At 35.1% G+C, this 14,395-nt stretch carries 7 protein-coding genes; all 7 read left to right on the top strand.

Annotation, left to right across the window (positions count from 1 at the left end; all coding sequences use genetic code 11):
• Positions 1–55 precede the first annotated feature (55 nt).
• The 7 genes from WG904_RS15195 (at position 56) to WG904_RS15225 (ending at position 14,247) form a co-directional block, all read left to right on the top strand.
• Entirely contained in the window at positions 56–1,300 is a 1,245-nt protein-coding gene (locus WG904_RS15195) for an efflux RND transporter periplasmic adaptor subunit (protein WP_339580188.1), read from the top strand.
• 102 nt (positions 1,301–1,402) lie between these two features.
• Complete coding sequence (locus WG904_RS15200) at positions 1,403–2,101, top strand: ABC transporter ATP-binding protein (RefSeq protein ID WP_339580189.1); 699 nt, start codon at positions 1,403–1,405, stop codon at positions 2,099–2,101.
• Positions 2,102–2,147: 46 nt separating this feature from the next.
• Positions 2,148–4,499 carry an ABC transporter permease gene (locus tag WG904_RS15205; protein WP_339580190.1) on the top strand — a complete coding sequence of 784 codons (2,352 nt, stop codon included), beginning with the start codon at positions 2,148–2,150 and terminating at the stop codon, positions 4,497–4,499.
• 82 nt (positions 4,500–4,581) lie between these two features.
• Positions 4,582–6,951, top strand: coding sequence for an ABC transporter permease (locus tag WG904_RS15210; protein ID WP_339580191.1), 2,370 nt, complete (start codon positions 4,582–4,584; stop codon positions 6,949–6,951).
• 78 nt (positions 6,952–7,029) lie between these two features.
• Positions 7,030–9,408 (top strand): ABC transporter permease, encoded by a 2,379-nt coding sequence (locus tag WG904_RS15215; protein WP_339580192.1) that lies wholly within the window; start codon positions 7,030–7,032, stop codon positions 9,406–9,408.
• 41 nt (positions 9,409–9,449) lie between these two features.
• Positions 9,450–11,831, top strand: a complete 2,382-nt coding sequence (locus WG904_RS15220) for an ABC transporter permease (protein ID WP_339580193.1) — start codon at positions 9,450–9,452, stop codon at positions 11,829–11,831.
• A gap of 46 nt (positions 11,832–11,877) precedes the next feature.
• On the top strand, positions 11,878–14,247 hold the full coding sequence (locus WG904_RS15225; protein ID WP_339580194.1) for an ABC transporter permease: 2,370 nt from the start codon (positions 11,878–11,880) through the stop codon (positions 14,245–14,247).
• Positions 14,248–14,395 lie beyond the last annotated feature (148 nt).

Genomic DNA, 14,395 nt, shown 5'->3' on the forward strand with positions numbered 1-14,395 from the left:
ATTATTCGCTTGGCATAAACTTGGCAAATGGCATAACATCATACGACATAATCAAATGGACAAAGTAATAAAGAAGAAAAGATTTAACAAGAAAACAATACTAATCGTATTGGCAACAGTAGCATTTTTGGCGCTTGTTGCTTACGGCTATAGTTTATCGCTTAATAAGGTTTATAAGGTAGAGGCCGATAAAATTACCCTAAACAAAGTACAATATGGAGATTTTGAAGATGTTGTCCTTTTAAATGCCGACGTAGTTCCCTTAACATCTGTAATTGTTAGTTCGTCTGAAGGTGGAACGGTAGCGGAGATATATACCGAAAATGGTGCAACAGTGGTAGCTGGAACGCCATTATTAAGAATTGCAAATCCAAATGCATTATCCAGCTACACGTCGAGCGAAACCAGCATAACGGAGCAAATTAATCAATTGAGAAAGCTGCGATTAGACTTGGAACAAAACCAACGTGTAATGAGTCAAGACATGATGGATATCGAGAATAGTTTGCGTACCGCAACACGTAAGTATAAAATAGACAGTTCATTGTATTCGAAAAAAGTCATCACGCAACAAGAATTTAACATTTCTAGTCAAGATTACGAATATTACCAAGGGAGAAAGGCCTTATTGAAACAGGCGGTGCGCCAAGAGAATCAAAGTCGTGTAATGCAATTGCAGCAAATCGAAGTTTCTATAACGCGCATGAACGAGAGCTTGCAAACCATTCGTCAGAATATTGAGAATATGACCATAAAAGCACCGGTTTCGGGCCGTTTATCATCTTATGATCCTGTAATTGGTAAATCGTATGGTGCAAACGAAATGTTAGGTAAAATAGACGTTTTGCAAGGCTATAAACTACTAGCGGGTGTAGATCAATATTACATCAACCGTGTTAAAGAAGGACAAACCGCGCAGTGTGAATTTAATGGTAAAACCTATTCATTAACGGTTAGAAAAGTGATTCCTGAAGTTACTGCAGGGCAGTTTCAGGTAGAATTGGTTTTCGAAGGTAAATCGCCCGACGAGTTGAGGAGAGGACTTTCACTACAAGTTAAATTAACCTTATCAGACAATAGCAAGTCGCTATTGTTGGCACAGGGACAGTTCTTTCAAAGTACTGGAGGCAGTTGGGTATTCGTAGTCAATAATGGAAAGGCTACAAAAAGAAACGTGAAAATTGGTCGCAAAAACTACCTGTACTACGAAATTTTAGAAGGTTTACAAAAAGGTGAAGAAGTAATTACCTCGTCGTACGATCAGTATAATATGTACGATATTATTGAAATTAATAAGTAATAAGATTTAAAAAAAATTAGGTTGGCTAAGCCCTGAATCAGGTGCGTTGATCGGGGCGCCAACTTATAAATAGGAATATATCCTGCTTTAAAATTATAGAAAATGATCAAAATTGAAAATCTCGAAAAAGTTTACAAAACTGAAGAAATTGAAACTACTGCATTAAATGGAATTAACCTTCATGTAAAAGAAGGCGAATTTGTTTCCATTATGGGTCCATCTGGATGCGGAAAATCTACCTTGTTAAATGTGATGGGTCTGTTAGATAAGCCCGAAAGTGGTAGCTATAAATTCGTAGAAACAGAATTACTAACGCTTAATGATAAAGAACGCTCTAATTTTAGGAAGAGAAATATGGGTTTTGTGTTTCAAAACTTTAACCTGATCGACGAACTTACGGTATTCGAAAACATCGAATTGCCATTAATTTATAATAAAGTTCCAGCTGGCGAACGTAAGAAATTAGTTAACGAGATTATTGGTCGTATGAATATCGTAAACCGTAGCGGACACTTTCCACAGCAACTTTCTGGTGGTCAGCAGCAACGTGTTGCGGTAGCTCGTGCCTTAGTTACTAAACCAAAATTAGTATTGGCCGATGAGCCCACTGGAAACTTAGATAGTACACATGGCAACGAGGTAATGGAATTGCTTTGTGAGTTAAATGAAAGCGGTACTACCATTGTAATGGTTACTCACTCTAGCCATGATGCCAGTTTCTCTAACCGAATTATTAACCTAAAAGATGGTCACGTAATCTCAGAGAAAATTAATAAAGGAAGAACGGAAGAGCTTATATAAGGCCCGTAGAAAATATCAAGATAGATGTTTTTAAAATGTTATAAAGATGTTTAAACTCAATTTTAAAATTGCATTTCGAAATCTCTGGAAAACGAGAGGCTTTAGCTTATTAAATATATTCGGACTATCAGTGGGGCTCACTGGGTTTATCATGATTTTAATGTATGCTAGCTACGAAAAAAGTTACGACTCTTGGAACCCAAAGGCTGAAAATATTTATAGTCTTTCCATCAGGTGGGCACCAGGCGAAGATATTTACTCATCAAGCCCTGCTGAGTTAGCGCCAGCCCTAAAAAATGTTCTACCAGAGATAGAAGATTATGGTAGATATTACGTTTGGGACATGAAGCAACGATTGTTAGCAAGAAATAGAAATGAAGGGTATGTAGACCATATCATGGGTGTAGACAGCAACTGGTTTCAGTTATTTCCTTACAAATTCATTTATGGAAATGCAAAAACTGCACTTCAGGCTTCTAATCAAATTGTGTTAAGCAGCAAAGTAAGTAAGAAATTTTTTGGAGATCTTAACCCGGTTGGCCAAACTCTTACTATCAACGCAAAGAATAGCTACTTGGTAAGTGGCGTGTTTCAAGAACCATCTACGCCTGAACATCTTGATTTCGATGGCTTTATAAAGAAGTCTTCTGCTGGAGATGGGTGGGGAAATGGCAATTTTTATACTTATTTGCTCATTAAGAAAGGTGTAGATAAGAATGTTCTTAAAGAAAAAATTAACAAAGCATTTAAAACACTTCCAATTTTAAAACAAGAAAAGTGGTTAGCCACCGCCGAAATTTTTCTTACACCAGTAAAAGATATTTATTTGTATGGCAAGTCTGTTCAAAGCCCAGCTAAACGAGGAAATTCTGCTATTATCACCTTATTAACACTTTTTTCAGGTCTGTTATTGGTAATTGCCTGCATTAATTTTACGAATTTATCCATTGCTCAATCTGTAAAAAGAGCAAAGGAAACCGGTGTAAGAAAAGTGTTGGGAGCGAAGAAAAGTCAGCTTATTACCTATTTTTTAACCAGTACTACCATCCAATGCCTCATATCCTTGGCTATTTCGCTTGTGCTGATCGAAGTTTTCATGCCGGTGCTTAATAATTTGATGGACACCCATCTTTCTCTATTTACCTATACCTCTCCTCTAAAATTAACTACTCAAATTACTGTTGCAATGTTCTTTGTGATCTTACTTTCAGGAGGGTATTCTGCGTTTTTTTTATCGAGCTATGAACCAGTTAAAGTACTTAAGGGAAATCTCTCACGTGGTGTAAATAATTTGTGGTTACGTAAATCCCTTATTATGTTTCAGTTTGCGGTGGCCACTATTTTTATTATCTCTTTAATAATTATCAAACAACAGGTTAATTTTATCCAAAACAAAGACTTAGGTTTTAACAAAGATCAAGTACTTGTGTTCCAAATTAGAACTAAGGAAGCACGCCAGAATTTTGAACAGTTTAAACAACGAATTTCAAAGATAAATGGTGTGAAGGCAATTAGTAGGGTTAATTACTATCCTGGAGTTAAGGAAATGCAAGTGATAGGCCGTGAATTTAACGGCAAGAGTGTCCAAAACTTAAGCCTAATCACTACCGACTTCGACTATTTTGAAGTAATGAAAATACCCGCACAAAAAGGTAGAGTATTTTCGAAACAATTTGTAACAGATACCTCTGGAATTGTCGTTAATGAATCGGCATTTAAAAAATATCAACTTCAAACCCAAATTGGTCATACTTGGATTGACGGACGAACTTTATTGGGCGTGGTAAAAGACCATGTTCAAAAAGGAATGGAAACGATGGCCGAACCTACTGCCTATGTTATTGAAGGTCAGCATACAAATGCTGCAAATCGGGTAATTATTAAAATTACCGATTCTAATGTACAACAAACCCTTAACGCAATTAAAAATGTTTGGGAAGAAGCTGAACCATTTCCATTTCAATATACGTGGCTCGACGAAAGTTTTGCCAAGGTGTACGTCCAATACGTACGCTTGGATGAGTTGTTCAATATTTTTACCTATGTGACTGTATTTATTGCATTGTTAGGTTTGTTTTCCTTAGCGTCATTTGTTATCTACGAAAGAAAAAAGGAAATCAGTATCAGGAAGGTACTTGGCGCAGAAACAATCAATATCCTTGCCATGCTAAATAGAAGTTTTTTAGTTATAGTAATCATTGCAAATATAATTGCTATTCCTGTTTCTTACATCCTAGCAAATCAATGGTTGTCTGGTTTCGCCTTTCGTGTACAAATTACACCATGGCCTTTTATTATAGCAGGACTGTTTTCTCTACTAATAACAAGCATTACGGTAAGCCTGCAAGCGTACAAAACTGCCAAAGCTGCTCCAATTAATGGATTGAAATACGAATAGTTGTGTGCGGCGTGTTAAAGGTTATGGAGCAACGCGCATTGTACACTTGTTAGAAATATAAATTAAGTAACCATACTCAATTATGTTCAAATTAAATCTCAAAATCGCTTTGCGAAACCTTTGGAAGAATAAAGGCTTTTCTTTAATAAATATTGGAGGCTTATCTATTGGTTTGGCCAGTTGCATGGTATTATTAATCTACGTTGCTTATGAATGGGGTTATGATAAGCAATTTACCAATAATGATAAAACCTATGTAGTTTATCAAAATGTAGTTGCAAATGGCAAAACGTTTAGCTGGGCTTGGACACCAAATGTGATGGCTGAAGAAGTACAAGAGAAAATTCCTGGTGTTAAATATGCGTCACATTCTACTTATCCTAAGCCAAAACTAATTACCGTTAACGATAAAAAAATAGGAAGTAAGGCTGTTTTTGCCGATCAAAAGTTTATCAAAATATTAGATTATAAATTTATAAAAGGTAATCCACAGCAAGTTTTAAAAAATGTAAATTCAATTGTTCTTACTAAATCTTTCGCCGAAAAATTATTTGGAAATGAGAATCCGCTCAATAGAACCGTAAAATTAGAAAATCAGGATATTTTAAAAGTTGAAGCAGTTATTGAAGATGTATCTGCGAATAGCAGTATAAAATTTGATTGCATTATGCCTTGGGCCTTGTTTGAGAAAACAGAGCCTTGGGTAAAAGAAGGCAACTGGGGTAATAACATGTGTTTAACGCTCGTGCAGCTTAAAGATAACAAATTTTTCGCATCTGCAAATGGTTTGATGAATGGCATTTACAAGCGGAATCAAAAAGATAATTTAGCAGTGGCATTGTTACATCCTTTAACTAAATGGCACTTATATGGTGATTTTGAAAATGGAAAATCTATTGGCGGAAAAATTGACCAGCTGAAGATTTTTTTATTGCTTGCTTTTTGTATTTTGTTAATTGCTTGCGTAAACTTCATGAATTTGTCGACAGCAAGATCTGAAGGTAGAGCAAAAGAAGTTGGCGTTCGTAAAGCAATTGGGTCGACACGAAAGTCGTTAATTAGTCAGTTTTTCTCAGAATCAATGCTCATTACGTTTATCTCTACCGTTTTAGCATTTATGCTGGTTGAAGTGAGTTTACCTTATTTTAATAATTTATTAAATATTACGCTAACTATTGATTACAGTAATGTTAATTTTTGGTTTGCACTATTAATTTTAATGCTTTTCACTGGTTTTGTTGCTGGCAGTTACCCTGCGCTTTATCTCTCTTCTTTTGAGCCCATTAAAGTACTAAAAGGTTTCAAAATAAAAACCGATTCATCAGTTTCTGTAAGAAAAGTATTAGTAGTAGGTCAATTTGTTTTTGCAGCCTGCTTAATTGTTTGCACAGCAGTTATTTATCAACAACTAAATTATGTTAAGAACAAGCCGATTGGCTATGATCAATCTAATTTGGTTCAGATTAAGATAGAAGGAAAGATGCGTGATAAAGGCAAGCTCGAATTGCTAAAAACCCAATTGCTAAATTCTGGAGCAACAGCTAATGTTACCTTTTTTAGTTCAGATGTTACAGAAGGAGGTAATAATACAACAGGCGTGGAGTGGGAAGGTAAAAATCCGAATGAAGTGATTTCGTTTAACCATAGAGGGATTGGTTATGATTTTATTGAAACCATGGGAACAAGCTTGATTAGTGGTAGAGAATTTTCTCCAAAATTCCCTAACGATACAAATAAGGTGTTGCTTAATGAAGCGGCCGTGAAGATGATGGCGTTAAAAAATCCCATGGGTAAAATAGTTAACTTTTGGGGAAATAAGTTAACCGTTGTGGGTATTGTAAAGGATTTTGTGGTCGAAAGTGCTTATCAAAAAGTAGCACCTATGATCTTTTATTTAGGAACAAATAACAATACCGAAGTCATCATCGCACGTTTAAATCCTAATCAAAATATAAGCTCATCATTAAGTAAGATAGATGAGTTAGTGAAACAGATGGAGCCTAATTACCCTGTTAATCGCAAATTTGTAAATGAATCGTTCGAAGTAAAATTTCAAGATGAAAAACTACTCGGTACACTTTCAAATTGGTTTGGTGGCTTTGCCATTTTTATATCTTGCTTAGGATTATTGGGTTTAGCATTGTTTATGGCAGAGCAACGTAAAAAAGAAATAAGCATCCGTAAAGTATTAGGTGCAAGCACTGGTAATATCCTAACACTGCTGAATAGGGATTTTATAAAGCTGGTGGCCCTTGCAAATTTAATTGCATTTCCTTTAGCTTATATCATCATAAATAAATGGTTGTCTGCTTTCGAATATAGAGTAGACCTATCCTTTTTACCTTTTGTGCTGGCTATAGTTATCTCCATTTTAATTGCAGTTTTAACCGTAAGCATCCAATCTGTAAAAGTGGCAAAAGCAAACCCAATTGATGCTTTGAAATATGAATAAGGTTGTGTTAAAAAGGAATGAAAGCTAAAACATTTAATTAAACCTCACGACCCGCAACAGTTAATCCGCAACTTAATTATGTTCAAATTAAATTTAAAAATCGCACTGCGAAACATTTGGAAGAATAAGACTTCCTCATTTATTAACGTTATTGGCTTATCTATCGGCCTAGCTGCATGTTTAATGTTGCTTTTATACGTTACTTATGAGTTGAATTTCGATAAGCATTCGAAGAATTCGGAAAATATTTATACGGTTATGACAAATATTCCAAGTGACGACGGCAGTATCGCTAACACATTCGAAGGTTCTACAACAGCTTTGGGTCCGCTACTAAAAGCAGAAATTCCTGAAATTAAGCATTTGGCAAGAATGAATTACCTTAAGAAAGCTTTAATTGCAGTTGGAGAGAATGGATTTAAGAAATTAGGAAAATTTGCTGAGCCAGAGATATTAAAGCTATTCGATTATCAATTTATAACTGGCAACGCAAGTACGGCTATGCAAAATCCAAGATCTGTAATATTAACAGAAAGCACAGCAAAAATATTATTTGGATCTACAAATGTGCTAAACCGTACAGTTAAGTTCCAGGATAAAGACAATTTAACCGTTTCGGCAGTAATAAAAGATATGCCTGAAAACACTTCCGCAATATTGAAATTTGATTTCTTGATGCCTTGGGCTTTTTATGAAGTTGTTGATGGTAGTGCAAGAGAGCTTAACTGGGGGAACTTTAGTTTTGTTACCATGCTTTCGTTAGACCCAAAGGTAGACGTAGCTAAGGTTAATGAAAAAATAAGTAAAGTAGTAAAAGCACATTTAGAAGAAGCTACACAACCCTATATGATATATCCATATAGTAAACTTCATTTGTATGGTAAATTTGAAAACGGAGTGAGTGTTGGTGGCGATATTGAACAAGTTTATCTTTTTGTAGGGTTGGCCTTTGGTATTTTGCTAATTGCATGTATCAATTTCATGAATATGGCTACCGCAAAGTCTGAAAAAAGAGCCAAAGAAGTAGGCATAAAAAAGACCATTGGTGCGAATCGATTTTCGTTGATAATGCAGTTTTTGATGGAATCGATGGTGTTAACTTTTATTTCTGTGATTCTTGCAATTGCCATATTAGAAATTTTCTTGCCTACTTTTAATAACCTACTCAACATTAAATTAAGTATTGGTTATTTTAATGCATCAAGCTGGATGTGGATTTTAGGGATAGTATTCTTAACAGGGTTAATTGCTGGAAGTTATCCTGCGTTCTATTTATCTGCATTTAATCCCATCCAAACTTTAAAGAAGAGGGTAAAATCTGGTGGTATTTTTGCCATCAGTCTAAGGCAAGTACTTGTTGTTGGTCAGTTTTGTTTTGCTATTCTACTGATTATTTCTACCCTGGTCATTTACCGTCAAATACAGTTCATAAAAAATAAACCAGTAGGGTTTGATGTAAATGCCCTAGTAGAAATTCCACAAGATGGCGAATTAAAAACTAAGTACGATCTATTTAAATCTCAATTATTAAAGTCTGGTGCGGTTACTTCAATGTCGCAATCATCTGTCGGGTTATCACACCGCGGCCAGAATTTTAATAATATAAAGTGGGATGGAATGATTAAGTCAGAGAATATGCAGCTGTTTAATCAAGTCTCAACTACTTATGATTACCTTAAAACTAATGGAATTAAATTGATAGCAGGCAGGGATTTTTCGGAGAATTTTGCTTCAGATACTGCTGCAGTAATGGTAAGTGCTTCTGCAATCAAAGCGTTTGGTTATAAGAATCCAATCGGTAGATCAATTACAGTTTTTGGAGATAAATATAATATTGTAGGGGTTTTTGATGATTATGTTTGGGATTCTCCTTATAAATCAAATAACCCAATGGTTGTATTTTTTGATAAAAATAGAACAGGAACAATTACCATGCGATTAAATGAAGAAAATACAATTACTCAAAATATAGCTACAATTACCCAAATTACTAAACAGTTTAATCCTGCTTACCCAACGGAGTTAACTTTTTTAAATTCGATTTATTTAGAAAAATATAAGTCCGAAAAAACACTAGGCATTTTATCAAATCTTTTTGGCGGACTCGCCATCTTTGTTTCTTGCCTTGGCTTGTTTGGGTTAGTGGCCTACAGTGCAGAACAACGCACTAAAGAATTCGGCGTGCGTAAAGTACTCGGGGCATCAGTAACTAATCTAATGCAATTATTGTCAGTTTCGTTTATTAAAATGATTGTGGTAGCGATTATTATCGCTGTTCCTTTAAGTTATTACGCTATGGGTAAATGGCTGGCAAATTTCGAATTTCATACCGAAATAAGCTGGTGGATTGTTCCCTTAGCCGCATTTGGAACTTTAGTGATGGCGCTAATAACTGTTAGTTTCCAAGCGTATAAATCTGCTATAGCTAATCCAGTAGATGCATTAAAATATGAATAGGATTGTAAACATCACCACGATAGCTAACTCAAACCTCAATTATGCTAAAACTTAACCTAAAAATCGCCCTGCGTAACCTTTGGAAAAACAAAGGCTTTTCATTGATAAATATTGGTGGTTTAGCGATTGGACTAGCCAGTTGCTTAATGCTGATGCTGTATGTAAACTACGAATGGAGTTATGATAAACAATACAAGAATTTAGATAATATCTATTTTGCCAAGCTTAATTTAAAATTTAACGGAAATATTGTGAGCACCGGTGCACTACCGAACAAACTCGCTGCAGCTGCATTACAAGAAATACCGGGGATAAAAAATGCAGCTAGAATGGCCGACGAGAATAACAACCGATTATTTAGTCGCGAACAGCATAAATTTAAGCTAAAGTCTCAATATGTAGATCCGGCATTCATAGAAATATTAAGTTATCATTTTATAGCCGGTGATAAGAATACAGCATTAAATGATCCAAATTCTATCATACTTACGGAATCTGCTGCAAAGAAATTATTTGGTAATGTGGATCCAATTGGTGAAAGTGTAAAATGGGATAATCTAAGACCATTAAAAGTAAGTGCTGTAATTGAAGATATGCCTAAAAACCAAAGTTTGCAATTTGAAGTTTTACATCCTTGGGCATTCTTTGATCAGATTAATCCTGATAGCAAAAATAGTAGCTGGGGAAATATTAACTGCTTAACCATATTCGAACTTAAAGATAATGCTTCTTTAGCTACAGTTAATGGGTTACTGAAAAACTTCATTATTAAGAAAGACCCCGAATTAATTTCCTATGTATACCAACCTTTCCTTTTTCCTTTAAAGAAAATTCATCTTTATAATAAATTCGAAAATGGAAAGGTAGTTGGTGGCAAAATTGATGAAGTTAAGCTTTTTGCTTTCCTAGCCTTGTGTGTGCTGGTTATCGCCTGTATTAATTACATGAATTTATCGACTGCGCGTTCTGAAAAGAGGGCAAGAGAAGTGGGAGTTAGAAAAGCATTAGGGTCTGCAAGAAGCTCGTTAATGGGGCAATTTATGTTAGAATCTATACTGTTGTCGTTTTTAGCCATGATAATTGCTTTTGCATTATTAGAAGTTTCACTGCCTTATTTTAATAATTTATTAGCCATTACCATTAAAATAAATTATACCTCGTACCTGTTTTGGGGAGTTCTAATAGGGGTTGCATTAATTACTGGAATATTAGCTGGAAGTTATCCGTCTTTTTACCTTTCGTCGTTTATTCCAGTTAAAGTATTAAAAGGGGTTAAAGGAAGTACTGGAACATTATCATTTAGAAGAGTGTTGGTGGTTTTGCAATTTACACTGTCCGTTTGTATGATTATTTCTGCTATAGTTGTTCATAATCAAATTCAATTTCTAAAAGATAAACCTTTAGGTTTTAACCAAAATAATATGGTTCAGCTCGATTTGGAAGGAGAGTTACGAAATCCATCTCGATTAGCTTTATTTAAAAATGAACTGATAAATAGCGGAGCAATTTTGCATGCTTCGGAATTTGCCCAGCAATTTACCGCTGGTGGGTCTATAACGGGAGACATAAGTTGGCCTGGGAAAGCAGCTGATGATAAATCGATTATAAGTTATCGCAGTACTGGGTTCGATTTTTCGAACACTATTGGTGGTAAAATCGTTGCTGGAAGAGATTTTTCTCCAAAATTTGCAGCAGATACGAATACTTCAGTGATGCTTAATGAAACCGCAGTAAAGCATATGAATTTAAAAAACCCAATAGGAACAACTATCTCATGGGGAGATAATCCACCTTTAACCGTGGTAGGGGTTATTAAAGATTATTTTAATGAAGACCTCGGCCAGAAAGTAGAACCGACGATATATTATTATAATGTAAAGCAAAGTAACACATTGCTGATGAGATTAAATCCTGATCGAGCATTAAGCAATAGCATTAAGTACATTAAGGATATAAGCGAAAAATTTAATCCTGCTTACCCAGTGCTATTAACGTTTGTTAATGACGGCATGAAAGAGAAACTGCAAAGTGAGCGGCTCTTAAGTGTACTTTCAAATTTCTTTGGTGGTTTTGCGATTTTCATTTCTTGTTTAGGTTTGCTGGGTTTAGCACTTTACATGGCCGAACAACGGAGTAAAGAGATAAGTATCCGAAAAGTTTTAGGTGCAAATATGAGCGATATCTTAGTGATGTTAAATAAAGACTTCTTAAAGCTTGTAGTAATCTCGAATGTGATTGCCATTCCTGTAGCCTACATCTTGGTAACCAATTGGCTGCAAAAGTATGATTACAAAACAGCAATTAGTTTTTGGCCCTTTATTTTAGCCATACTCGCATCAGTTTTCATAGCCGTATTAACCGTAAGCCTACAAACATTTAAAGTTGCAAAAGCGAATGCAATTGATGCCTTGAAATATGAATAGAGCTGATTAGCAAATTTGCTAATTAGCTAATTAACTAATTAAAAAAATGTTTAAATTAAATCTAAAAATAGCGCTTCGTAACCTTTGGAGAAGCAGAAGCATCACCGCCATTAATGTTGGTGGATTAGCTGTGGCATTAGCCGCCTTTATTTTGGTAATGATGTATGCTACTTATGAAACAACTTTTGATCAAGAGAACGAAAACTACGATCAGATTTATCTCATAGGTAGGGCATCAAAAGATTTTAAAACTAATTTCACATCTCCTCCTTTAGCAAAAGCCATCAAAGCAAACTTTCCAGAAGTCGAAAAAGCGGGGAAAATGAAACCGGGTTATTTTCAGTTTTCAATCTCAAGTGGTGAAAATTCAGTGTATACGCAGAAATACCTCATTGCAGAATATGATGCGGTAAAGATGTTTAATATTTCACCGAAGAACGGTTTACATAAAACAAATGGAGAAGAAAGAGCTTTTTATTTGAGTACTGAATTCATGGAAACGTTGTTTCCAGGTAAGAAGGACGATAAACCAGAACCCGTAGTTATTGGGCCAAAGTCGGCAAATCAAACGGGTATGGTTAGCAGTGTAGTTTTTGCAGATCCACATTCTAACATCCAATTTGATGCGCTATCCGTAGGAAATGAAATTGGCGCAAACGAAGGCTATGGATACAATAATTATTATACCTATATTCAAGTTAAGCCAGGTACAAATATAGAAAACCTAACTGCTAAGATAAATCATCTCTATAGGGCGGAATTAGCTAAAGCTGATGATAAACCGAATTGGAGTGACATCAATGCTGAACACATATTCTTAGATCCCTTAAAAAATCTTCACTTAAGACCAAAAGCTGGAAGTGATGCCAATTACAAAATTTTAATTGCATTATCTGTATTGGGTGCGCTCATATTAGTAATTGCCTGTATCAATTTTACTAATCTCAGTATTGCACAAGCGGCAAAAAGAGCAAAAGAGGTAGGTGTTAAAAAAGTAATGGGCGCCTACCGCTTTCAATTAACAACTCAGTTTTTTACAGAAATTTTAATGCAATGTTTTGTTGCCACCATCCTCGGCTTGATGTTGGCCGAATTAATTTTACCTCAATTTAATGCTTTATTTAACGTAAATCTAATCATCTGGAGAGCAGAAAATAAGCTATTATGGCAACTCCCTTTAATATTGATAGCCATCGCAATGATTGCGGGTACCTATCCAGCAATTGTGCTTTCGGGTTTTAAACCGGCTTTAGTACTTAAAGGTAATTTTCAGACAAGCAGACAAAGTTATTGGTTAAAAAATGGACTTTTAGTGTTTCAATTTACCATCGCAGTAATTTTCATCACTGGATTATTAATTATTAACTCGCAATTGAAATACATGCGTACTGAAGATGTTGGTTTCAAGGCCGAGCAGGTAATAACGGTTAAAAATATTGCATTTTTTAATAAACCAGCAGATTTTGCGCCCATAAGAGATAAAATTATGAAAATTGAGGGGGTTAAATCGGTAACACTTGCTAATTCTATTCCCGATGGTTCAAAAACGGGGGCTAACAGCTATACTGTTGAGGGTAAAGAAGAAACCATAAGTTTTGTCGACGTGGATTTCGACTACTTTGAAACCTTAGGGGTAAAATTAGCTAAAGGAAGATTTTTTAATAGAGAATTTAAGTCGGATACGGCCTTTTCGGCTATATTAAATGAAAGTGCAGTGGCAAAATATGGTTTAACTGATCCAATCGGAAAGACGATTAAGCGACCAAATTTTGAATATAAAATAGTTGGTGTAGTTAAAGATGTTAAGGCTCAGGGATTTGAAAGCAAAGTAGAACCTACAATTTATAGTTTATACAATCCGAATGGGAATCCTAAGCTAGAAATTATACTTAAAGTAGAAGAAAATAAAATGTCGGAGGTAATTTCAGCCTTAAGATCTCAATGGTCTACTATTAATAAGCTTGATGGAGATACGTTTAGGTACTCGTTTTTAGATGAATTATACGGAAGGCTTTTTAAAAAACAGGAACAACTACAATCTGTATTTTTTTCTGCTGCGTTGCTCACCATATTTATAGCAGTTTTAGGTTTATTCGCTTTTGCAAAATACATTACCAATGGTCGGATAAAAGAGATCGCCGTTCGCAAAATTTTAGGTGCAGGTGATGTACAGCTATTTAAACTACTTAATACCGCATTCTTCAAGATGGTACTAGTAGCAAATATAATTTCTTGGCCAATAGCTTATATTTTAACTAAAAAATGGCTCGAAACTTTTGCTTACAGTATAAGTGTACCCGTATTCCCATTTGTTGCGAGTGCAATGATCACCATCTTATTAACCATTGTTACCGTAACCGTGCAAGCAAGAGGTGCTATTAAAGCTAACCCAGTTGATGCTTTGAAATACGAATAATAAATCGTCCACAAGCGTACAAGGATTGTTCGAAAACGAACAGTTTGTAGATTGGTTAAAATTTTAATTAACTGATTATTAAGAAGTTGATGTTATATTTTTTATTGGTATAAAGTTGGCATATTTAAGCTTAAAGAAACAATGACTA

It is taken from the genome of Pedobacter anseongensis, from assembly GCF_037482965.1.
GTDB classification, from domain to species: domain Bacteria; phylum Bacteroidota; class Bacteroidia; order Sphingobacteriales; family Sphingobacteriaceae; genus Pedobacter; species Pedobacter anseongensis.